Here is a 22,180-nt window from a genome sequence, read left to right as displayed (position 1 = left end):
CGGGCTTTTTTGTGCTTGACAATGTTGAAATCCGTGTTTGATTGAAATCATCTCAATCAAATTAGGGGGTTTTAATGAGCTATAACCAACAATACTATAATCAAGAATATGTTGATGGATTAAAGAAATTGCATCATGCCCATGTGAGTGCGGTTGAGAGAATGTGGTTGGGACATCTATTGTTCGCCATTGTCGCCGCTATAAGCTTGGGGATTTCTGTGGGTATTCTTTTTTTATCACTTTTATTATCAGTGCCGATGACTCAACAACAATCCAGCCAGGGCGTTGCTCCGCAGTCAGAAAGCGCTAATGGACAGCGTGTTGCGAATGAAAGGCAGTGAATGCAGTGTAAAACAACGAGAAGCCCGCTTTGGCGGGTTTTTTGTTGCTTGACAATTTGATCCGATCTGTTTGATTGGAGTTGTACCTATCAAACACAGGAGGCTGTATGGATCAACACAAATTTGCAAATATCATGGAGAAATCATCGGGGCTGGATCTTGAGTTTCAGCTGGCGCACGTTTTAAGCGATTGGCGCAAGTACAGCGAACGACTCAAGGAGTACCGCCACTTGCTTGGTGAAGTGGAGGATATCAACGCCCCAAACGATAACGGCTACACCTTGCTGCACATGGCGGCCATGCAAGGGCATACCCATTCATTGCGAGAGTTGGTGGGTGCAGGAGCCGACATCAATGCAGAGCACTCTGAGACACTGACGCGACCACTGCACACTGCAATGTTTGAGGATCGGCAGGCCAGTGCGATTCAGTTGATCAACCTGGGCGCGAACCTCAATGCAACTGACAGCGAGGGCCATAACGCACTACATATCGCAGCGTCGTACAACCTTAGTGCAGTTGCCCAGCTAATAATTGAAAAAGGTGGTGACGCCACTGCACAGAACAGCAAGGGTGATACACCGTCAAATCTTGCACTACATCCTGAGTTGCGTTCACGTTTGGATGACGCATTGGCGGTTCAACAACGAGAAAAGCTTGTCGCGGCCGTTGAGGAATTGGAGACAGTGCAAGTTCAAGCTGTACGACGACGGATGTGACCCAAAGCCTATTGCAATCAAGCCCGCTTTCGCGGGCTTTTTTGTGGCTTGACAAATTTAGGTCTTCTGTTTGATTGAATGTATTCCAACAGCAAACAAGGGGTGCATATGAAAGAAGTGTCGTGGCAATCAAATGGAGATAGTCTTGTTGTAACCGTCCCTTACGAAATCAAAGATGATTTCCGTGCGGAATTCAAGACGGCAAAGTGGAGTTCCAGTGATAAAGGTTGGTTGGTCGGTGACAACAAACGAAACCTCAACAAACTTCAAGAATGGGCGCGTGGACATGTCAACGAAAAACTGGACATGATTAAAGATGGGTACGAGCCTATCCTGGAAGGCGCTGAACTGGATCGCGCTAAAGCTCGTATTGCAGAGGTGGGTAAATACCACTTGTCGTACGAGCAGGCGCAGCACTTCTATGATGAGGCGTTGTCCAACATTGAGCAATTCAACCAAACGGGTGGCGACCTAAGCACCGAAGTCAGTTCGCTAAAAAACACCATGGAAGTCGGCATTGCTCAGGACAATGGGAAGATTGCGCTCAAAACCTCTTTTGATCTGAAAGACGCAATCAAAGGGACATTTCCAACAGCCAAGTGGGACGGAGAAGGTAAATCGTGGGTCATTGATGACGTGCCGGGCAACCTTGAAAAGGCTGAGCGTTGGAAGGATCTTGTTGATCAATCGGGGATCGGTTTGGCTCAATCACTAACCAAGCAGGCCCAAGAATTAGAAGCACGCTTGGCAAAAGCTAACCCAGTCGCCCAGGTGTTGAGTAGTCCGGATGTGCATTCTGTTCTCAAAACAGATCAATCCAATGCCGTTTTAGATCGCAATGCCGTACGAAAGTTCTTTGAGACACATGATGTCAACGCTTCTTTCAACGTCCTGAGTTTGATTGACAATAAGGAGATGACACCCTTGGCTTTTGTGGCATCAAAGGTGATGTCTTTCAAAGACGAAGAGCATGTATTGGATGTCATGAGCGACCTGATCGAATTGGGCGCGAATGTAAATTCCATCGTTGTAATCAAGCGTTATGGTGATGGTGATGGTGATTTGGACTATGATTTTGAATGCAACAAAACTACTGACCTCGTTGATATCGCAAATGGTGGCCAACGAATTAAGTTGCTGGTAAAAAATGGCGCCCCAGTCAAAGAGAAACACGTTGAATTGATGATCCGATCAAGCGGTGATCCAGAGCTGATCGCTGATAAGTATATTGACATGATAAAACCACGGCATTTTATGTGGCTTGGAATTCATGAGGATGGTTCCACCTTGCTGGAAAAGCTTATTCTTGCAGGCCATGACGTTAACGCCCAGGATCACAATGGTGATACCGCTCTCCACTATGTTCGGAGCATTGAGCATGTGAAATATCTGGTGGACGCTGGTGCGTCAATGACCATTGAGAACAATGGGGGTAAAAGTTTCCTTGACTTTTGTGATGCGTCGTTTGTAAAGCGAAATGCAAGCCGTGCAGGTGTGCAGATCATGAAAGATCTAGGTATTGATTTGAATTCGACGGATCAAGATGCTGGTAACACTGCGCTGCACCTTTTAATAATGAAGGGTGACGGATTGGAAGAAATACGAAATTTGCTAGACGCTGGGGCGGACCCGGAGGTTCGAAACAACAGGGGGCAATTGCCTTCTGAAATGGTGTATGTCCATGGTGTTAATCGGCAACAAAGTCAGGAGGCTAGATTGCTATTGGAAAGTACCGCTCTTAAGAAAAAGTTACAAACGGAACTCGGAGACGTACTGGATGATCGGCGATCACAAGTCCGACGGATGTGATCATTTGCAAATGGTATGAATAGTAAAAGGCGCCAATGGCGCCTTTTATACTCAGATCCAGAAAACCATTTTCACCCTGTTGTGAACAGGGACAGCCACTATTGACTGCTGGGAGACGCTCTCTTTCACCTGGTTAGTCGTCCCGATGTAAATTTCATAAAGGGTGAGTAAGTTCCTTTATTTCCTTTACGCAATCATTCTGCGGGCCACTTTTCATTTGTCAAGCATTGACAATATTGGATCTCCTGTTTAGCTGAAATTTCAGTTGAATACATAGGGGGGGTTCAATGGCTTTAGTTTTCGATGCGGGCCCGACAATTGATGAGTCTCTCAACAAAGGGGCTGGCAATCCTGATATCGTGTGTCAATGGGAAAAGTACTTTCAGAGCAAGATACGAGAATACGGTTTTTCCGATAAGTCACTTGCTGCACTCGATCAAATAAAGCTCGCATCGAAAGATATCCGCATCAATTTCGGAAAAGCGAGGGCAATGAAATAAGATCTTCCAGCGTTGAACTTCTCAGCCCGCTTTGGCGGGCTTTTCTATGCGCTTGACAATATTGGATCTCCTGTTTAGCTGAAATTTCAGTTAAATAAATAGGAGGTTTCAATGACTTTAGGTTTCGAACGATATCCAACAATTGATACGTTTTCAGAAAAGATAAAAATGCGCTGTTTGCGCAGTACGGAGAAATGGTTCGCAGTTGAGAAAATTCATGGTGCAAATTATCAATTCATTACGGACGGGATCGAGGTGCTCTCCGCTTCACGCAATCGTATCCTTACCGATGAGGTCTTCTTTAATCACAAGACTGTCTTTGACCGCTACGCGGACGTTGTGCGTGAGAACCATCGCCAACTGTCTGCTGCTGGTGTGATCAATGAAGGGCAGACCGTACGTTTCTACGGTGAGCTCGCTGGTGAAGCTGCAGGCTTGAAGGTTCAGCAGAACGCGGACTACGGCGCTCTGGACTTCTATCTGTTCGACATCGTTGTGGACGGAGTGCGTCTGCCCTTCAACCACGTCCTCGATGCAACCGGCTTGAAACGTGCCCCCGTTGTCGCAGTCGGGTCGTTTGCGGAAGTCATCCAACATGGGAACAAATTCCCCACGTTGGTGGACGGTTCGTGCACTTGTGAGGGCTACATACTCCGCTGCGACGCAAGTGGTGAGGTCTACAAGTTCAAGAACGACTTGTTTGTTGAGAAGGTGGTCGGTTCGGGTTTGAGTGTTCAATACCCCCTCTACGTTACAGAAAACCGGGTTCGCGCGGTTCTGTCAAAAGAAGGAGCTTTTGAGCGAGCACGGTTCAACGAATACATTCAGTTGGTCACAGGGGATGTCGTCCAGGACATGGTGTCTGACGGCATTTGCGTTGACTTTGACGGAAAGGAGAAGCAGTTGATATCCCGAGTGATCGCGTCAGTTGGGTTGGGACGATGAGAACCATGCGTAACGAATAAGCCCGCGAAAGCGGGCTTTTTTTATAGCTTGACAATATTGTCATCCATGATTTGTTGGGAGAATGTTGACAAGCCTAAGGAGGCATTTATGCAGACATTACTAATACCTTTTTGCACCGTTCTCATTGTTGCATTTGCAATTCTATTTTACCGGTGGGCTCATCCGATACTTCAGGATGACTAAAATATGGGGGTTCCAATGACGGAAATGATTTGCAGCATGGGTCCATGGCGCGTCGTGACGCATCTTGAGCAATTGGCTAACGAGAAGCGCTTTGATGAACTGGCTCAATCAATTGCCGTAATCCCGATTATTCCTGATGAGTGCAATCCAGATCTAACGTTGGACAACGTAATGGGCAAGGCCAGGAGTGTTGAAGTCATCAAGGCATGCTTGGCTGCTGGCGGTGATCCAAACAGACCTGATGGGTTGCCCGCGTTCTACACCGTCCTCAGCGATGAGGCAGCGGCATTTTTGAAGCCGTTGACGAAGATGCTCAGTCACGACGAGCGTTCCAGTAGAACCCACGGCACAGATCTATTTAAGAACATTTTTGACGATGATGAGTCGGACCCGTATGCGACCGATGAACAGTCCTTGCAAGAGGCCGGAAACTCATTGGCAGTGCACGAGATCGTTGAGAATGAATTGCTCGGCATTCCCAGTGCCATAAAACTACATCAAGAGTGTCTGCGCTGGTCTAACAGCGCAGACCATGCGCGCGGCCTGATCGAATGTGGTGCAAATCCCTTTGTCTCCGAGGCACTCTTTCATCAGGATAACGCCGAAGTCGTTGCGTACTTGTGCAGTGTGGGAGTTGATGCCAAGCACACGACGTACGGAGGTCGAACGGCGCTCCACAGTGCACAAACCGGCGAGGTGGCGACTGTACTCATTCAGTATGGCGCGGATGTCAATGCAACCGATGATGAGGGTGAAACGCCATTACACACAGCACACAGCGCCGATGTCGTGGGGTCGCTGGTCCAGGCAGGGGCGAACCTGAAGGCGCGAGCTAAAGGCCGTAGGACCGCACTGCACTCACTGAAATCTGGTGAGGTTGTAAAAGCACTTATTAAGGCAGGAGCTAACCCTAATGCGCGCGACTCCCATGGGGACACTCCGTTGCATTATATGTGCTACGGCTTCAATTATGAGGATGGTGATGGGGTCAGACACCTAATTGAGGCGGGTGCAGATGTGAACGCAACCAATCATAAAGGGTTGGGTGTGCTCGGTGATCGGTACAAGCAAAGTCCGGATGTTCTGCGGGTTGTCCTTGATGGTGGGTACAACCCTCTGGATAAGCCTCTTGCGCGCGATGGTGGAACTATTTTGCACTGCGCACTTAAGTACAACACAAGTTGTGCTTTGATACACCGAATCATCGACCTGGGAGTCGATGTCAATGCGCAAGATGTGGAGGGACACACTGCCCTTCATTTAATGGTTCTGTGGGGATACAAGAAGAGATTGAACTGGCTCTTTCAGAAGAAGGCAGATCCCCTTATTGCAGACAATGAAGGGTACCTCCCAGTGGATCTTGCCACCTGTGACGAAGTGCGAGAGATGCTCAACGCGTATATGGCCCGCCGTCAGAGGACGGCGCTCAAAAGATCTCTTGGACATAAGCGAACGGCTGTTGCACCTGGAACGCGCCGCCGGATGTAGTTGTCAGCAAGAATGTTTGAGCCTTAATGGGCCTTGACAATATTGGGATCCATGTTGTTGTTGGATTATCACTACAACAAAGGGGGTTCGCATGGATCGGTTTTATATCAACTCAAACAATGTCATCTGCACAGAAGAGAATTCCGCAGTTCGCTTCACCTTGTCGCGTACGTTATCTAAGGATCTCGTGTACGACGCCGCGACCTGGAGCGAGGACGGTTGGTCTGCGGATCCCATCAAAGTGCTGGTGTCCGGTACATCTAAGGAAGACATCGTGCAGGCGTGGCAGGATTTGGAAGAGCGGTTGCTTGAGCAAACGCTCAAGTCGCTAGACGATGGAGACGAGGATTGCCGAGGCTGTGAGGAAGGCTTCATGGAGTGTGTCAAATGGTGAGCGCCAATCAATCCCAAAAGTCGATTTCCGATCTCCACGGCTACACCGTCATGCACATAGCAGCACACGCTTGCGATCTCGATGCAGTTCGTACACTGATTGACCAGGGTTGGGACATCAACGCCCTAAGCGAACGCGGTGAGACACCCTTGCATGCATTCGTATGGGGTGCGGCTCGCCTTAACGAAGTCGCTGAGGGCATCCACACGAAAGAGCGCGCTATGGTTCAAGGCTTGCTCGATTTGGGGGCAGATCCATCCATTGCGTGCCATTACCGCATGACGGCCATGGAAGCGGCTTTACTTACGGCGCGTCCGGACCTGGCTGAGCTCATTGAAACCTTCACTCAGCGCCGTGTTCTACTGCTTCAATTGGGCGGAGTGGGCGGGGTTGAGCAGCAAATGAAAAGAAAGATCTGATTAGCTTGGCAATTGAAATTTGTTGGGATATGATCCAATTGCCAATAGCGGCCAACTGACGAATACCTGACATGACCGACAAGTCTTTGAACTGGAAAGAAGCCGATGCACAGGAACAGAAGCTCGACAAAGAATTGGCTGCACTGACAGAGCGTCAGACTGCGGAACGCCAGCGTATCAAGGACGCTCGCCGCGCTTCTGCTGGTGAGGCGCTGAATGAAGCATTGGAAACCCTCTCCAATGTGGCCGAGTATCTTACCGAAGCACAGAAAGCTCAGGTGAGCAATTTCTTTGGTCCCGCTAAGAAGATCAAAGGCACGAGCAAGCCGCGCAACACCGCTCCCAAGGAACCGCGTGCACACAACCGCTTCCTGCACGACGGTAAGAAGACCCCGTTTGCATACGGTGGCAAGGGCCGCAAGCCGGACATCCTGCGTGAGTTTGAATCCAGCGATGCCGGTGTGAAGCTGATCAAGGAAGGCAAGCCGACCTACGGCGATCTTTAAGAGATCACACGCAAGTAAAAGATGAGCCCGCGAAAGCGGGCTTTTTTTTTGGAATTTATTTCATCATCAAAGCAAAAGCCTCCATGTATGAATTCATCAACTCCACGGCTTGACAATATTGAGATCCGTGTTTGATTGAATATATACCGCAATCAAGGAGGCTTTATGGAAAACATCTATACACAACTGAGCGAAAATGGATTTATCCAATTAACAGAGAGCGCCCAACTTTGGAGCCGAGAGGGAATTATTCGTGAGGCTATTGTTCGCGCCCAAGCACGTGAGAGTGATGATCTCTTGCGAGGTTGGGAAGGAAACTTTTCTTCGCAATATTATCTGACATTCAATTGGATTGACGCGTCTGAGATCTCAGATGACCAAGTTCCTGGGCTCATCCAGCAGGCAATAGAGATCAATCGCCGTAACGGTGAGGAGGGCTATGTATGAAGAAAATCGGATACTACATAGTTGGGGTTCTTACCGTGGCACTTTTGATGTCTGTGGTGCTTATCGCCATTTCAATCGCCATTCCGCATGTACCTGTGTCGATGACTTTATTCTTGCCCCTGTTAACAGCGTTCGGTGTATGCATACCCGTTTTGATGATGGATATTGAATAAGGAACGCCAACAACAAGAAATATAAAGGCCGGGAAACTGGCCTTTTTTTGTGCCCGCAATAAAAGTTTTCAGTTATTTATGACCAATATCAAAAACTGTCGGTTGCCTCACACTTTTTGAATAATTTATCAAGTTCTGCGCTTGACGAATTATAAAGTTTATTTATATTGAATATATGGACAACACAAAAGGAAGAAAAAATGATTATCGCCACTTTGCTAACAGCAACGGTTTTGCACGTATCAATCTGTAATTTGATCAACAACATCTGCGGCATCTGACGCATTTCGCCAAACACAAAAGGAGGCACCATGGACAACATCATCAATGAAACAACAATCAAAGCCGCCGCAGCCATCCTGGGGATCGCAGTTGTCTGCTGGATGGTATGGGCAATCGGATCGAGCATCTTTGGCTCAGTGTCCAACACAGGGTCCATGTACGACCGTGCAGATGCCATAACAGCATCAGCAATGAAACCGCGCTAATGGAGCGCTTACAACCGGAGAAGATCAATGATACATCGGACATTCAAAATCGAGTTCAGGCGAATATCAGACAAATCGCGACGCAACAAGCGTCTGAGTAAAAAACTGCAAGACAAAACAAAACGCCGCTAATCACATATCCACTTGGAGAATTTAATGAATACATCAACCCAACTTTTCAACGCAGTCGAAACCGCAGACTTGTCCGCCGTCCAATCGATTGTTCATGCTTACGCTGAGGTCAAAGGGCGTCCAACACCTGAAACCGTTTCGATCCTGACCAACCGGCGTTCAACCACCTGTGACGCGACAGCCATTCACTTGGCATGTTGCTTGTACCGCAAGGCTGTGATGTCCAGTAACTCAACATTGGCAGACACGTACGACAGGATCATTGAAGTTCTTTCGAAGGATGGATACGCATCTCTCACAATAGAAATGAACCGTAAGTTTGACCGCCGGACAGGCGCGTTGGTTGATGGATCGGGTTGCACAATATTCCAATTGTTCGGTCAACATCTGTCGCCATACGTTAAGGCTTACATGAAATCCGTGAACATGAGCACCTACGACAAACACACCGCCGTTGTCGAATACTGAGGAAAATACACTATGAAATTACACTACGCCAATAAACCCGCCCGCAGCGCATTCACCCACTACGCACTTAAAGCAGCGTTGTACGCGGCCATCGCCTTTGACTTCTATGCAGTGTTCTACGTTGTGTATGTTGAGGAGAACGATCCAATGGTCCTGGAGCAACCCATCGCCACAGTCGCAGATGGTTCTTCTAAGGAGTAAGCAATTATGAAATCCAGTCAATCGAAACGAAAGCTCATGGACTTCGAAGCGCGTACGCGGGTCCAGATCAACGTTGCCATGACTGCCATGCTTGCGATCTTCTCGTTCACAGCGGGCGCGATGATCTGAGGTGCACGGCAATGAAGAACAGATAAAAAGGCCCGAGTGATCGGGCCTTTTGCGTTACGAGAGTTTGAGTTGGAGCTCAAGCATTTCTTCCAGCTGCTTGCAGCGCATGTCCCAGTCAGCAGGCTGGCCCGCTACAACGCGCAGATCAGAAACGTGCGCATGGCGCTGCATGTGTTCCAGTCGCTCTTCTTGCTTGCGGGCGTAGTGCCTACGTGCGCGCACCGCACCGGCCGTCTTCGATAGAGTTTGTTTGACGGCCCAGGGAGCCTGCATTTCTCCATAGGTCTTCCGGCGTTGATTGTCTTTGAGCGTGGGGTACGAGCGGGGCCAGTACGACCGCCAGTCCTGGGGATCCTCATGACTTGGCGTGATCTCCACACGGATCTCGCGGAGCAAACAGTTCTCTTCTATCAACGCCATTGCCAGATCCGCCAACCGACTACGCTCAACCACAAACAAATGCAGCCCTGCCTTTTGGGCATGGCTATGGTGATCACCATGAGTGTCAAGTCGTTCGGCACTGAAACCAAAGTTGACCAACGCCGCCATGCTTGACACACGCTCAGACGAGCCACTTCTGTTTGTCAGGCCAACGACGGCATGCGTTGGATGCATGGTCAGGAACGCCGTTGTGCGCTCTTGAAGCCAGCGCTTTTCGACGTGCGCGCTCACCAACTTCAAATCAGATCGGGGCGACAGAGGCGTCAGATGGTTCATAGAGCGCAGTGATGCGTCAAAGCGAATACTTCTGAGCTTGTCAGACCAGGTGGGTGTGAGAGCTTGGGAATTGATTGTCAACGCCGACAAGCAATCCGCAGATCCAAATTTTTGGATGCATGGAATGCACGAGGGGATCCGATTGTCCGCTGATAGTTCGCCGCCCAAGTGAACAGGTATGGCGTGCGTGACACCCCAAGCGTTCTTCTTTGATCCGTTCAAAACTGTGCCGCAGTAGGCGCACACACCGCCGAACTTATCGAGAATATTCGGCTTTTGATATTTGGGAATGTTGATCCGCCTGCGCGCGTCTTGCATAAGAATTTTTTCAATCATAACGGCTTTTGTGTTTGTCATTGTCGCTCCTTGGGTTCGGTAAAAGTCATCCAATCAGATAAACGAAAATTGTCAATTTGACGTATTTCGTTTCGGATGCAGATGCGCGGTAATCCCATGCCGCTGCGCATGACCTTGAGTCATTCGATACGGAACACCCTGACGGCAAACCAAAGTGCATCACGAGCAGTCGCCCAGGACGTGCCCAACTGATGAACCTGGAAACTGAGCTGACAAGGCTTGAAAGCGTGCGGCCACCAGACGAACGGCCCGCTCTCACGCCGATAGGCAGTGGTGCCACACCAGACGACCGCGAGCCCAGTGCATCGAGCCTGTGACCAACGAAGCAGACGACGCGGGTAAGCAACGCGGCAGAGCACCGGCCGAGAGGCGAGGAGCGAACGGCTCACGTCCACACCGAAGACCCATGGAGCTGCAGGAGGCCCGGTACGGGCCGTGCCTATGGCGTCCCAGGAGGCGGCAGAGGGCGCACCCAACGGAGGATGGAAGCCGCGCAGAGGGGCAGGGTAGCCATCGCAATGTGACGCCCGAAACAAACAAAAACGCGAAAGCCAATGAACGGCGAGAGCAGGACAGCCGGAACAAGGCGAGTGTGACGTGCGCTGAAAAAAAATCGGAAAAGCAAAAAGAAAAATCAAAGGCGCGCGGTGGCCGAAAGAGAAAGATGTCGGATAGGGACTGTAAGGAACTTATGCACATGTCGCACCTATGGTGTTCTAACGCCATGTACATAAAAAACAGCAAAAAGCCCGAGGACGCTTCTCCGTCAATAACTCGACCGTATACACACCCGTGTATTTCATGGCCCATATTTAATTGCGAAAAAACCTTTATTTATAAGGCTTTGAGGCGTGAGCTTGACAATTCTCCGTTTTTTGTTTCATTGAGGTAATGAAAATGGAGGAAAAATGAAAACAATTAGCAAGCACATCAAAATTGCAGAGCGGCAAGTTGCACGCATTGAGCAGCAAATGGCTATATCGGGGATGACCTTTACCGACTGGGTGAGGAATGCAATAGAGATCAAGCTGGGTCATGTTGAAACAGTTGATGCAATTAAAGAAGCGAAAGCTGATTTATTGAGAACACAGGTCGAAGTACAACGAGAGGTTGCCAACCTGCGTTTAAATATTCTCGCGGATCAAAAAACATTCATTGATCAAACACGGTCTTTAAACGAACAGATGTCGGAGCGTCACATTGACATCTGCAAAAAACATATCAGCGGTTTGACCACGGTGTTCCAAAGAGGCATTGAGGGCGGAACATTCGCAGGCGGCGGATCCGGCGTTGCCCGACCCTATCAGAGCAAATCGAAGTTCGACGGTGGACAGGGACCGATATCGTTCCCGAACGATGAGTAAAGAAATCTCGTGGTGTTAAGGGGTGCATCACGATTTTAGATTTAAGCACCCCGGTAAGGAAAAACATTATTCAACAACAAACAAAGGAGTACATATGAAGAAAGTATTTTTATCAGCGGGATTAGTAATGGCGTTGGCTGCGAGTTCATTTGGTGCAACTGCACAACAAACTCAACATGAAGATGTGGAGCGTACATCGAAGGCCGGAAAGATTGGTTGCGCAGTCGGCGGAATACTCGGCGGTGTCGTCGGGGCCAAGGTGTTCAAAGACGACAAGACTGCGGGTGCATTGGGTGGTGGAGCGTTGGGGTGCGCAGGCGGCAACTTCTTTGGGAAGAAGTGGAGCAAGGCAAAACAACTCAATGAGTTCAAAGAGGCAAGCGTCCAGGCGCAACAAGCTGGGCTTCATGCAACGGTCAACGAGCGCGATGGAGTCGATGAGAAGGGCAAGCCGACAAAAGAACTTGGAGCAATGGTCATTGCTTATGACCCCAAAGACCTGGCCCCGGTAACAGAAAAGACGGCGGCAGTGTTTGACAAGGTTGCTGCTATCAGTTCGCGCTCAAAAAATCAGCTGACGTTTGAGTTCAGTGGAAAGGCTGGTTGTGAACTCCCGCTGGCCGAGCTGGGCAAGCGTGGGGCCTTCAATGGCGCTGGTGTTCAACATGCAGTCAAAGTGAGCTGCGGTCAGGGCGACAATAAGTTTGACATCACTCCATTGCCAGAGTTGGCTCAGCGGTAATAACGGAAGGGTGGTGGGGCAATGGTGCTCTGCCACTCTTTATCAACAATAAAAAATAAGGAGTAGACAAATGGAGAGCAACAACGAACCAAAAATTGATCCGCGAGCCCTCGACATGCAAATGGACGATGACGGTGAGCCTGACGAGAACGAGCAGGCTGTAGACCTCGCCGTAGATAAAACATTGGAGGCTGCTAACAAAGTGAAAGATGGTGCAAAAAAAATGGGATCGAACATCTGGGCTGGTTTAAAGAAAGGAGCCTCAAGCGCATCCCAAAAAATTGCAGAGCGCAAATCCAAGGACGATGCGCCAGTAGCGGGTGCAGCGCAGTTAACTGCAAAGGCGAATTCGAACGAAGATGGAAGCGTTATGACTGTGGACAAGGGCAGAAGCCGCGCGGCATTTGACTTGACATCTAGCCAGCCAATGTCTGCGCCGGCGCATTTGGCCTCGTGCGAGGACGAGAGCAGCTTAATTGAGGAGCAGGGCATTGCCGATGACCACATTGGAGATTTTCAAAGCGGCGATCAGGAAGTTGTGGGCAACGCCAAACAGGTTCAGCCCACATCTGTACCTGTTAAGACTAAGACGAAAACAAAAATTATTCCGGCTGACGAAAATGAATCCACGGACGAACATCTAAACGAAGAGGCAGAGCGTCCCGCCACGGTCGGAAATAAGAAGTCAAACAAAGCGGGCCTATTCGTCATTGGGACGGTCCTGGCAATTGGAATGGCCGTTTGCGGTTACTTGTGGTTACAAAGTGGTTCAGAAGAGGCGAGTTCGAACGAACAGACAGTTGAAGCTAGATCGGAGCCAATGCGCGAATTCAAAACTCCACGCGGAGCAATATTAAATGAGCGTGTGACGGCAATTTTTGGAAAGACTTGGAGTTATGGCTTAAATAACTATTCAATTTCCGATACTGGCGTTGTGACCCTTTCGGTTGATGATCGCGACTCAGTCGTGACATTTTCAATTGAGCCGCAAGAGAGTTACAGCCCTACACAACTCAATCCTCGAATTTTATTTGTATACGGCGATGATGACTACATTCCCATGACAATCAATTACGACTCGATAGAGGATGTAACGCCAAAGGGAATAACTGTGGAAATTCTAGAGGGTATGTTCGTTATGCTCAAAGACAAGTCGTTGATTGAGCGCGAAATGCAACAACCCGAGCAAGAGGTTGCAAAGGAGCCATTGCCGAAATCCATCGTGGAGGAAAAGGTGCAGCCTGCGATGAAGGGAGTGACAGTTGATGTAAAGGCAAATGATGAGAGTAGGGCCCAACCGAAACCTGCAAGCCGTAAACCGCAAACGGCACCAGGCGTTCATCGATCTGCTGATCGCGGGAAGAGCGAAAACAAAGTTCCACCAAAGCCAAGTGAATGGCAAGACAAAGCGTCCGCAGATCTTGATGCATGGGGAAAACAGTTTTGACTCTTGACAATAGATTTATCCGTGTTTGATTGAGTTCACCAACCACAAAGGAGGTTTTATGCTTTCAAAAATATACGATCAATACAAAACGAAGTTCAACTTGTCTCTTGGCAGTCGCGTTTACGATTTTTACGGACGCTACGTCATACGGACTCCATTGCATAAGTTCTCGAAAATGAACCCACATTTGGAGCGCGAATACTATTACAACGTGGGTGATCGAGCCAGCACCGAGGCTATTAAAGAATCCGAATCGAACTGGCGCGATCAAAGTTTGTTGCTGGCACAGGTCCGCGATGAGGAGGCACCTCGTGTCTCCCGTGCGGTTTTCTACACTTCAATATTGTTGATTGGACTATTGGGTGTGGCGTTTTGGGTTGTCATTCATCTCAACAATTGAAAGGAGGTTTCATGGGCTTAAACATATTTTTTATCACAGACTTCATCGACAAGCTTTTTGGTCGATTAAAAGGCGAGGTGGTTCAGACGAGCGAGCAGAAAACAGTTGTCAACGCAAACAAGCGTTACATGCGGTTGATCGGCCGTGGTGATCGTTATGTTCTGAATGGCGAATTGCCTAATGTCAAACCAAAGGACGTGGACAAAGTTTTGAAGATGGGCGCTGAGCAGCGTGAGGATGGATCATTGTTCGTTCCCAAAGGAGTGGATCTTGCGCCATTCCGAAAATACTCGCCAATGATTGCGGAAGACCTGGACGACGAGCATTCGTTGTACAAGACCACGGCTGATGGCTTGCCTTGGGAAAACTTTGTCACTTTGACCGATACATCGAGCGGAGCCGACTCCACTGCAACATCGGTTGTCTATGGAATGATTCCAGTGCTGGCTGCGCTGACAATCGTTCTACTGGCTCTGCCAAGTTGGCTGGCACTGTCGGCGTTGATACCAGCGCTTTTGGTTATTCCACATCTCGTTGCATTGAAGCAGGGCGAGAGCTTCGCGGAGTCGGTAAAGATAGGCTTCATTGCCTTTATATTCCCCGTGTTGTTGTCGGTGTATGCGGTTATGGCTATCAAATTAGGCGCGGCTCCTGTTCCACTGGATGCTATGACGTCCACGGGCGGCGCTGGGGAAGTCCTGCCCATGATAGGAAAAGTGAGCAACGGATTTATTAGCGTATTTAAGGCCGGAGTCGGTGTGTTCTTTTGGTTCGCTGCAACCGCAGTCATATTTACCGTGGGCTGCATTCTTAATTACGACAACCAAGATAAACTCGGTGGTGCGTTCCAAGGTGGCATTGATTGGGTGTGGGGATGGACGAAGTTATCGGTTGGCGTGGCTTTAGCGTTGATGCTTCCGACGATGATGGCTCCATGGGTTGTTCTGCTGTTTGCTGCGGCGTATTCAATGCGCTACACGGAAAGAAACTTCCAAGCGAGAGGGTGGATCCTGGATCAACAGAACAAAGTCATCGGTGGCGTTATTCAGGACCGTTCACATGCACGCGCTATCGAAGATCGTCAATTTCAAGCAAAGAACGTGCATAACGACAAAACACCAACAATTGTGATTGCAATTGCGACGGGCTATTTGGCTTCGAAAGGCTATGAGTTCAGCCCAGACGCGAACAAGAAAATGGTTCTCTCCATCAAAGACCTGTGCACGCATATGCTTTCGCTGGGACGTACTGGTATCGGTAAAACCACAAGTTTCGCGCGACTGATCGCTTTGCAAATTGCTCTCGCGTCAATGAGAGGTTACCGAGTTGGATTGTTTGTTCTGTGCGGAAAGGGTTCATTGCCTGGAGAGCTCAACAACGTGCTGGAGAAAAACATCAAGCCTGGGATGGCCGTTGGTTTGATCGAAGGTCTTGACGCAGAAGAGTTGGCTGTAGCCATCAACTCAATGGTGTCATCAGATGGTGTCAAAGACCCAATCTGGTCCCAAGGTGCCGACACGCATGTGGTTAACGCCGCAATTCTATTCGAGGCGCTCTGCCAGCACGAAGAGGCCGTGTACAAACATGCAGTGATGGAGCTAAACAAAATAGACATGATGCTCCCCAACCTGGAATACATCGTTAAGGATTTATACAAAAATCCTAATACGCAGGGATCTGAGCAGCATGTGAAAGCAGTGAGAGAATTGCAGAACACCCGCGACCGTCGCAGCTTCTACATTGCGGAGATCAAGCGTCCACGTGAATGGCGGTGGTGCGTTGATGATTTCTTGGCCGTACTGGTGTTGCTGGATGACGTTGAGATCCCGCGCGGCAGCGAGGTGGGAGAAATTGGCAAGAACCTGAAACGTTGGTTGAACTTCTTAGGTGTCAACGTTGTGGGCGACGAACGCCAACCAATCGCTGTACATCCAGAAGTTCGCCGTCATGGGTCTAGCCTTCAAAAGGCAATCTCATATGTTGTCAAAACCTGGGTTCCAAGGCCCCATCAACAGCGCGAGTCTTTCCGGTTAAACGTGGACCAGCGGATCAATCCATTGATCCAGTCGAAAAAATTGGTTGACGAGAATGGAACGCCCTGGACTGCTCTGACAACAGGTGTTGATATAACGGATGTGATGCGCGGTGCGCGTTACGGAATCGATTTGCCGCAACCAATTTACGGTAGCGCCGGTGTTGCAGTCTCAGTATTGCTCAAGCAACGCGTGTACGCTCAACTTAAAAAGCGTGCTGTTGGTAATTGGGAAAAAGACAATCCTGATGCAACCGTGTTTATTCAAGTGATGGATGAGTGCCAGCTTTTGGTTAGTAAGCAAGAGCGTGAACTTCTTCCAATCGCGCGTTCTTTGGGGATGGGAGCTGCGTACTTGACTCAAAACGTTGAGGGTTTGATGCCATGCTTCGACTCAAAAGATGCGTTGGAAGGTTTCTTGGACCAATTCCAATCAATCACTTGTTCCATGGCCTCTGAGGCGACTTACGAGTTCGTGATGCGCAAGGTTGGCCACGGCTCCTTGATCCAATACAACCCCACTGGTCGAGGTCTGGACTATAAGGCTGGGACCAATGCGTTCAAACGTTCAACGCTAAACATGGAAGATCATCCTCAGCGTGCTTTCTTGCGCCGCATGAAGCGTTGGGGACTGGGCAAGGTTGTTTCGCGCGACATGATGGCGAATGACTATGGCCGTCGCTGGGATCAAAAGTGGGACGCACTGCGGGGCACCAATGTGGACGAACGTGGTTTCTCATCACGCTCCGCAATCATGATCGGTGGGTCGGGTTCAAAACAAGACGGTCCGATTGTAACCATGGCTGAGTTGGGGCTGGAACTCAACACAAGTGGTGGTGCACGAGCACTGGTTTATTTGAACCGTGGGAACGTCCGCCGCGTTGACTTCGCACGCACAATTCCGGTGACCCCATCCACAGTGGATGAGTACCTAGAGAAGTTCCGCAAGGATAATTTGGAAAGTGAGTTGTTTGAAAATGAAGCTGCATAACAAAAACCAAACAGGAGACTAAAAAATGAATAAAGACATTAACAAGCAAGAGCAATACAACAACAGCCTGTTGAGCACGGATCTCAATTCAATCTTCACGGCCCCGGATGATGCATTCCGTTCGGAGAAGAAAGAAGCTGCAGAGCAAGGGGACACTCAGGCGCAAGCCTGGGTGTCACAGGACATTATGGTTGATGGTCTTGAACGGCGCATTGACCAATACGACAGTGAGATCTCGCGACGCCAGGATCCCACGCATGTATTGAAATTGGAGGATGACTATCAACGCATGTTGTTGGGACGCAGCCAGTTTCTTGAGAACAACCCTAAGCCAGCAATGTTCGGCAAGGACAAGTGGCAGGAACAGTTTGATGTGTACGAGACTGCGATTTCAAAACAAAAAGAACAAATGCAGGAGTGGCAGGAAAAGTCTTCACCAGAAGTTCTGTCTGAACTTACCCAGCGGCGAAACCAGAAATTTGAGGAAATGCTGGAAGCTACGGGCCAGCGCCAGAAGCTCGGTGAATTGCCATCTGAGCAGTTGATGCAGGCTCAAGCAAGCAAGGATGCCTACGAACTGTTCCAGGGCGAGGGTGCATTTTCGCTCTCCCAGCGGTTGAAGGAACGACGCGGAACTCAGCAGACTGAACAGGGTGAAGCTGAAGGCCAAGGCGCTCAAGGTCAACGCACGGGTGGCCCAGCATGGGCCGCTGAAACGCTGTCAAAACCCACAGATGAAGAAAAGATGCTCGCAGATATTCAGCACGGTTTTGTCATGGAGCACAACCGTTGGCCTAAAGAAAAAGAGGTCGATGCACTGATTGCAAAACGAAATCAAGTTCAAGCGCCAGTCGATACAGATGAGCAGGCTCAAGTTCAAGATCAAACTCAACGTCGAGGGCAGGTCTACGCCCAATGACGTATCTTCCAAACAACGAAGGCCAGCATAAGCTGGCCTTTTTTGTATAGGCAATTTATCAAGTTTTGCTATTGACAATATTGGGAGTTGGATTTGAATAAAAGGAGTTAACAAATTAGGGAGTTTGAATGATAAAAAACATTATGATTGCTGGGTTGCTGATTTTTTGGGCTTTGCCAGCGGGCGCTACAATCGAGCAAAAAAGCGTAGATGCGTTTGCAGGCGATCAATTGCAGATGAGTCCTGCCCCAGTACGCAACGCCAACGAAGCGCAATGGTGGAACTTCTTCAAGAAGAAGCACAATCAAAAAATTTGGAAAGGCGTTCACCCAGATCTCAAGATGAAGCTAGAGGCCGTCTACGAGGCTATGGCTCAGCGTGGCTATGACATGCGACCGCTGGAGGGCGTGCGCAGCGAGGCAAGGCAGGCAGCGTTGCTCGCGAGCAACACCGGGGTGACAAGCGTAGGGGCTGGGATGAGTTGTCACAATCACGGCTACGCTATCGACAGCGTAATGCACGTGGATGGCAAACCCACATGGGACATCGATAACGCCCATGTCCGTGAGGGCTACCTGATGTTCGGTGAGCTCACCCAAGCATTGGGGTTGGAGTGGGGTGGCAGTTGGACCCGTATCCAGGACTACCCGCATGTGGAAATGAAAGTGGAGTGTCGTCAGGCAATACGCGCGTATCGTATTGGCAAAAAGCCTCCAATAATGGTTGCCTCATTGGATATGGCTGACCCGGCACTGGTGATTGCAGCCCACTTTAATTCAACAGCGGTAGCGACAATTTGCACATTTGATCAGCCCTGTGAATCGCAATTTGGAATTGTTGCTCAGATGTGTCCCAGCCCCGTTTACCAATACAGCCAACAAATATGGTCTAAAAACACATATTTGAATTGGGTGTGAGCTTGACAGCAATCAAACCCTCTTTACATTCATTGAAAAGAGGGGGTTTATGGAAAAGATACATGATGCCTTTGGGCGCGTGGGCAAACACATCGCGCCGCATACACTGGTTCGACGCTGGGATACCGCCTTGCTTTTTGGAGCTGGCGTTTTCCTCGCGGCATACCTAATTGGTATCGCCATTTTACGAATTGGGGATGTGTACCACTCCGTTCCATACGTTTTGCATTTACAGGTTGGGATCTACTCGGGAATCCACTACGCAACGCTTGGAACATTTCTGAGAGACGTGTCACCGCAGACCGTAGAAGTGCTGCGTATGACACAACACTTTTATTCGACGCTTGCCTGCTTTTATATCTCCATTGCGCTTGCGCTTTGGGCGACGAAGTACGGCTTGAAACCCCGTCGCAATATGTATGTATTGGACGGGCCTCAGCTGTTGAAGGGAAAGAGCGCGGAGCAAGAAGCAAAGCGCATTACAAAGATTGAGGTTCAAGACAGCGCAATGCCTTTGCTGCTTCACCCGCTTCTGAGGCTTTCCCAGGAGCGCTGGAACCGCCACATGTTGATTTACGGATCCGTGGGCTCAGGCAAGACACAAGTTCTACTGCCAATCATTCGTCAGGTCATCTACAAGCGAAAAAAATTGCTTCTCTATGATGTGAAAGGTGACTTTACCAGCTATGGCGATTTCAGCGCAGCGACGTACATAGATCCCACATGGACGCGTGCTCAACGGGCGCAGGCCGCGTTTTGCAAGTCGGTATTCCCACGCCCAATTATTGTTAGTCCATACGACCGACAAGGATACGTGTGGGATGTTGCCTGTGATGTTCACACAAGTGTTCAGATCGAAGAGTTCGCGCGATGCCTTATTCCGCAGTCGCCGGGGGAAAGCAACCCATTCTTTACCAACACCGCGCGAATGATCCTTGTTGGATCACTGCGAACCTTGGTGGCAAATATGGGTAAAACGTGGGGGTGGCCTGATTTTGATGCGCAACTCAATAAGACGGCTGAGCAGATGAAGCCGGACATTCTTGCCAACTACAAGAAAGCATTTCCGCTGATTGAAAACACTGAGTCGCAGACGACGGCAAGCATCATGTCAACAATCATGGCGAATATGCAGGCCATTGAGTACATGGCAAAAGCATGGCCGAAGGTCGGAAAACGTCGCTTTTCCATCGTTGAGTGGGCACAAGACGACTATAAGGGTCGTCGCGGAGTGATCGTCCAAGGCGGTGGAATGGAGGTTTTGACAAGCTCTTACATCTCCGCGCTGATCAACATTTTAGTGGGCGAAGTCATTTCCCCCAAAATGACGGAAAACAAAGACCGTGGTATTTACATCGTCCTCGATGAGTTGACCTCAGCAGGCTGGTTGAACATTGGGCCACTAATCGATAAAGGGCGCTCCAAAGGTGTCACCTTGATCGCAGGGATCCAGGAGTTGGGACAACTTGCAAAAGTGTATTCCCAAGAAGACGCGAAAATCATACCGACGATTGTTGGTACACACGTGATTTGCCAGCTTCAGATGTCCGAAACACGCAAGCAGGTCGCCGACATGTTCGGCACAAATGTCACTGCAACCCTTGCACACGACGAGCAGGCGAACGTCCACCAAGACGGCCGACAGGTTGTCTTTGAGCATCAACTTACCAACGAGCTTGGTCCACGCAAAACAAAGAACGGCGGATTTGAAGTCCGGGCGATAGTTGCTACTGCCGGTTACGATCCTTTGCTTTTGGCATTTCCCGGTCAAAGCTTAGAGAAGCAACGTCCTGGTCAAGTGCCAGCTAAATGGATGACGGAGGCCGCTGCGGTGAAGGCTGAAGTAAAGGAGCCTTACGTGGAGCCGGAAGCCGAAGCCGATGGCGGATTGGAAGTATCAGCCCATCAATCACAAATTATGAGTCAACAAGAGTTGTATGAGCTATTTCGGTAATTTTGGCGTTAATGCTCAGGTTCTAGCTTGACATTGAAAATATCTTTGTTTGAGTGGGAGATAGTCTCAAAACAAGGAGTGACAATGAATTATTTCGACCATACATTTAAAGGGGCGATCATTGACAATGATGTCTCCGCCGTTCAACAGAAAATTGAACAAGTCGGACCAAACGTAACAGACGAGAACGGCATCACGCCTTTGCACTACGCTGTCCTGGGCGAAAGATCAAACATCACAGCGGTGTTGCTCGATGTAGGAGCGAATATCGAAGCCGTAGATCGATACGGCATGAAGCCCTTTGATCTGCGCAGGCCTGTGGTGAACAACCGGCAAGATCACAGACTAACGGCACATCAAGCAGCAAGCATGGGCAACCTTGAACAGACCCGCGCATACATCTCCATGGGGGGTGATCTTCACGCCTTGGACTACGGCAACTACAGCCTCATGCAGCACGCAGCGCTCAACGGTCACAGTGAGGTTGTTGCAGAGCTTCTCAGCGCGGGAGCGGACGCTCAGCACTTCCACCCATCGACTACGCCCCCGGTTCACCTGGCGGCAAAGAGCGGCTCGATACACGCCCTTGAAGTCCTGCTTGTGCATGGAGCGGATCCATCCGCCCTCAGTCCACTGCGGCAGAACGCAGCGCACCTTGCCAGCGAAAGCGGTAACGTCGAATGCCTTGATTTGTTGCACAAGCACGGGGTTGACCTTCACGCCGTGGATCTGCTTAAACAAACTCCTATGGATATTGCATTGAGCAAATCACACGATGTGGCAGTGCGATGGTTGGAAGAACATGGTTGTAGACACGGCGAGGTTGATAGTGACCAAACGCTTAGCAATACCGCTGCTGCCTCGTACAAGCAACGACTGCTGTCGAATGCATCACTTCAATACATTGTTGGGCGGGATGACGAAATGCCTCGACTGACATTCACAAGGATGCAATGAGCCTTGACAAACCCCTTATT

General features: G+C 49.5%; 25 protein-coding genes. 23 read left to right on the top strand and 2 right to left on the bottom strand.

All coding sequences use genetic code 11. The features are described from left to right. Positions 1-74 precede the first annotated feature (74 nt). The 11 genes from QMX81_RS01490 (at position 75) to QMX81_RS01440 (ending at position 7,945) form a co-directional block, all read left to right on the top strand. Positions 75-341, top strand: a complete 267-nt coding sequence (locus QMX81_RS01490; RefSeq protein ID WP_282257722.1) for a hypothetical protein — start codon at positions 75-77, stop codon at positions 339-341. A 107-nt stretch (positions 342-448) separates the two neighbouring features. Further along, positions 449-1,060 (top strand): ankyrin repeat domain-containing protein, encoded by a 612-nt coding sequence (locus tag QMX81_RS01485; protein WP_282257720.1) that lies wholly within the window; start codon positions 449-451, stop codon positions 1,058-1,060. 108 nt (positions 1,061-1,168) lie between these two features. Next, a complete protein-coding gene (locus tag QMX81_RS01480; RefSeq protein ID WP_282257718.1) occupies positions 1,169-2,869 on the top strand; it encodes an ankyrin repeat domain-containing protein in 1,701 nt (566 codons plus the stop codon). 287 nt (positions 2,870-3,156) lie between these two features. Next, a complete protein-coding gene (locus QMX81_RS01475; protein WP_282257716.1) occupies positions 3,157-3,369 on the top strand; it encodes a hypothetical protein in 213 nt (70 codons plus the stop codon). Between the two features lie 111 nt (positions 3,370-3,480). Further along, positions 3,481-4,314 carry an RNA ligase family protein gene (locus QMX81_RS01470; protein WP_282257714.1) on the top strand — a complete coding sequence of 278 codons (834 nt, stop codon included), beginning with the start codon at positions 3,481-3,483 and terminating at the stop codon, positions 4,312-4,314. A 219-nt stretch (positions 4,315-4,533) separates the two neighbouring features. Further along, on the top strand, positions 4,534-6,006 hold the full coding sequence (locus tag QMX81_RS01465; protein WP_282257711.1) for an ankyrin repeat domain-containing protein: 1,473 nt from the start codon (positions 4,534-4,536) through the stop codon (positions 6,004-6,006). Between the two features lie 91 nt (positions 6,007-6,097). Next, entirely contained in the window at positions 6,098-6,400 is a 303-nt protein-coding gene (locus tag QMX81_RS01460) for a hypothetical protein (RefSeq protein ID WP_282257709.1), read from the top strand. Next, complete coding sequence (locus QMX81_RS01455) at positions 6,397-6,819, top strand: ankyrin repeat domain-containing protein (protein ID WP_282257707.1); 423 nt, start codon at positions 6,397-6,399, stop codon at positions 6,817-6,819. The genes QMX81_RS01460 and QMX81_RS01455 overlap by 4 nt, the downstream gene beginning before the upstream one ends. 71 nt (positions 6,820-6,890) lie before the next feature. Then, complete coding sequence (locus QMX81_RS01450; RefSeq protein ID WP_282257705.1) at positions 6,891-7,325, top strand: hypothetical protein; 435 nt, start codon at positions 6,891-6,893, stop codon at positions 7,323-7,325. A 165-nt stretch (positions 7,326-7,490) separates the two neighbouring features. Continuing rightward, complete coding sequence (locus tag QMX81_RS01445; RefSeq protein ID WP_282257703.1) at positions 7,491-7,772, top strand: hypothetical protein; 282 nt, start codon at positions 7,491-7,493, stop codon at positions 7,770-7,772. Continuing rightward, on the top strand, positions 7,769-7,945 hold the full coding sequence (locus tag QMX81_RS01440) for a hypothetical protein (RefSeq protein WP_282257701.1): 177 nt from the start codon (positions 7,769-7,771) through the stop codon (positions 7,943-7,945). The genes QMX81_RS01445 and QMX81_RS01440 overlap by 4 nt, the downstream gene beginning before the upstream one ends. An 88-nt stretch (positions 7,946-8,033) precedes the next feature. Here QMX81_RS01440 and QMX81_RS01435 read toward each other — a convergent pair whose 3' ends face one another. Further along, positions 8,034-8,354 (bottom strand): hypothetical protein, encoded by a 321-nt coding sequence (locus tag QMX81_RS01435; protein ID WP_282257699.1) that lies wholly within the window; start codon positions 8,352-8,354, stop codon positions 8,034-8,036. Positions 8,355-8,589: 235 nt separating this feature from the next. Here QMX81_RS01435 and QMX81_RS01430 point away from each other — a divergent pair, with 235 nt between their 5' ends. Genes QMX81_RS01430 through QMX81_RS01420 form a run of 3 tightly spaced genes read left to right on the top strand, consistent with a single transcriptional unit; the run spans position 8,590 to position 9,363 of the window. Further along, on the top strand, positions 8,590-9,033 hold the full coding sequence (locus tag QMX81_RS01430) for a hypothetical protein (protein ID WP_282257697.1): 444 nt from the start codon (positions 8,590-8,592) through the stop codon (positions 9,031-9,033). 12 nt (positions 9,034-9,045) lie between these two features. After that, positions 9,046-9,234, top strand: coding sequence for a hypothetical protein (locus QMX81_RS01425; protein ID WP_282257695.1), 189 nt, complete (start codon positions 9,046-9,048; stop codon positions 9,232-9,234). Positions 9,235-9,240: 6 nt separating this feature from the next. Next, entirely contained in the window at positions 9,241-9,363 is a 123-nt protein-coding gene (locus QMX81_RS01420) for a hypothetical protein (protein WP_282257693.1), read from the top strand. A 54-nt stretch (positions 9,364-9,417) separates the two neighbouring features. Here QMX81_RS01420 and QMX81_RS01415 read toward each other — a convergent pair whose 3' ends face one another. Next, on the bottom strand, positions 9,418-10,437 hold the full coding sequence (locus QMX81_RS01415; RefSeq protein WP_282257691.1) for a hypothetical protein: 1,020 nt from the start codon (positions 10,435-10,437) through the stop codon (positions 9,418-9,420). Between the two features lie 908 nt (positions 10,438-11,345). On the opposite strand from QMX81_RS01415, the gene QMX81_RS01410 reads away from it, so the two are divergent. The 9 genes from QMX81_RS01410 to QMX81_RS01370 all read left to right on the top strand — a co-directional run bounded on the left by QMX81_RS01410 (position 11,346) and on the right by QMX81_RS01370 (position 22,160). Continuing rightward, positions 11,346-11,801, top strand: coding sequence for a hypothetical protein (locus QMX81_RS01410; protein WP_282257689.1), 456 nt, complete (start codon positions 11,346-11,348; stop codon positions 11,799-11,801). 94 nt (positions 11,802-11,895) lie between these two features. Next, a complete protein-coding gene (locus tag QMX81_RS01405) occupies positions 11,896-12,543 on the top strand; it encodes a glycine zipper 2TM domain-containing protein (protein ID WP_282257687.1) in 648 nt (215 codons plus the stop codon). A gap of 70 nt (positions 12,544-12,613) precedes the next feature. After that, the gene (locus QMX81_RS01400) at positions 12,614-13,990 is read left to right on the top strand and encodes a hypothetical protein (RefSeq protein ID WP_282257685.1); all 1,377 of its coding nucleotides are present in this window, start codon (positions 12,614-12,616) and stop codon (positions 13,988-13,990) included. Positions 13,991-14,015: 25 nt separating this feature from the next. Further along, positions 14,016-14,390, top strand: coding sequence for a hypothetical protein (locus QMX81_RS01395; RefSeq protein WP_282257683.1), 375 nt, complete (start codon positions 14,016-14,018; stop codon positions 14,388-14,390). Positions 14,391-14,401: 11 nt separating this feature from the next. Continuing rightward, complete coding sequence (locus QMX81_RS01390; protein WP_282257679.1) at positions 14,402-17,413, top strand: hypothetical protein; 3,012 nt, start codon at positions 14,402-14,404, stop codon at positions 17,411-17,413. 25 nt (positions 17,414-17,438) lie between these two features. Further along, positions 17,439-18,332: a hypothetical protein gene (locus QMX81_RS01385; protein ID WP_282257677.1), complete on the top strand. Its 894-nt coding sequence runs from the start codon at positions 17,439-17,441 to the stop codon at positions 18,330-18,332. Positions 18,333-18,460: 128 nt separating this feature from the next. Next, entirely contained in the window at positions 18,461-19,249 is a 789-nt protein-coding gene (locus QMX81_RS01380) for a M15 family metallopeptidase (protein WP_282257675.1), read from the top strand. 49 nt (positions 19,250-19,298) lie between these two features. Further along, positions 19,299-21,203 (top strand): type IV secretion system DNA-binding domain-containing protein, encoded by a 1,905-nt coding sequence (locus QMX81_RS01375; protein ID WP_282257673.1) that lies wholly within the window; start codon positions 19,299-19,301, stop codon positions 21,201-21,203. Positions 21,204-21,287: 84 nt separating this feature from the next. After that, complete coding sequence (locus QMX81_RS01370) at positions 21,288-22,160, top strand: ankyrin repeat domain-containing protein (RefSeq protein WP_282257671.1); 873 nt, start codon at positions 21,288-21,290, stop codon at positions 22,158-22,160. Positions 22,161-22,180 lie beyond the last annotated feature (20 nt).

It is taken from the genome of Stenotrophomonas sp. PS02301 (assembly GCF_029959485.1).
Lineage (GTDB): Bacteria > Pseudomonadota > Gammaproteobacteria > Xanthomonadales > Xanthomonadaceae > Stenotrophomonas > Stenotrophomonas maltophilia_Z.
The sequence above is the reverse complement of the archived record's forward strand: the minus strand, read 5'-3'. Positions and strand labels throughout refer to the sequence as shown.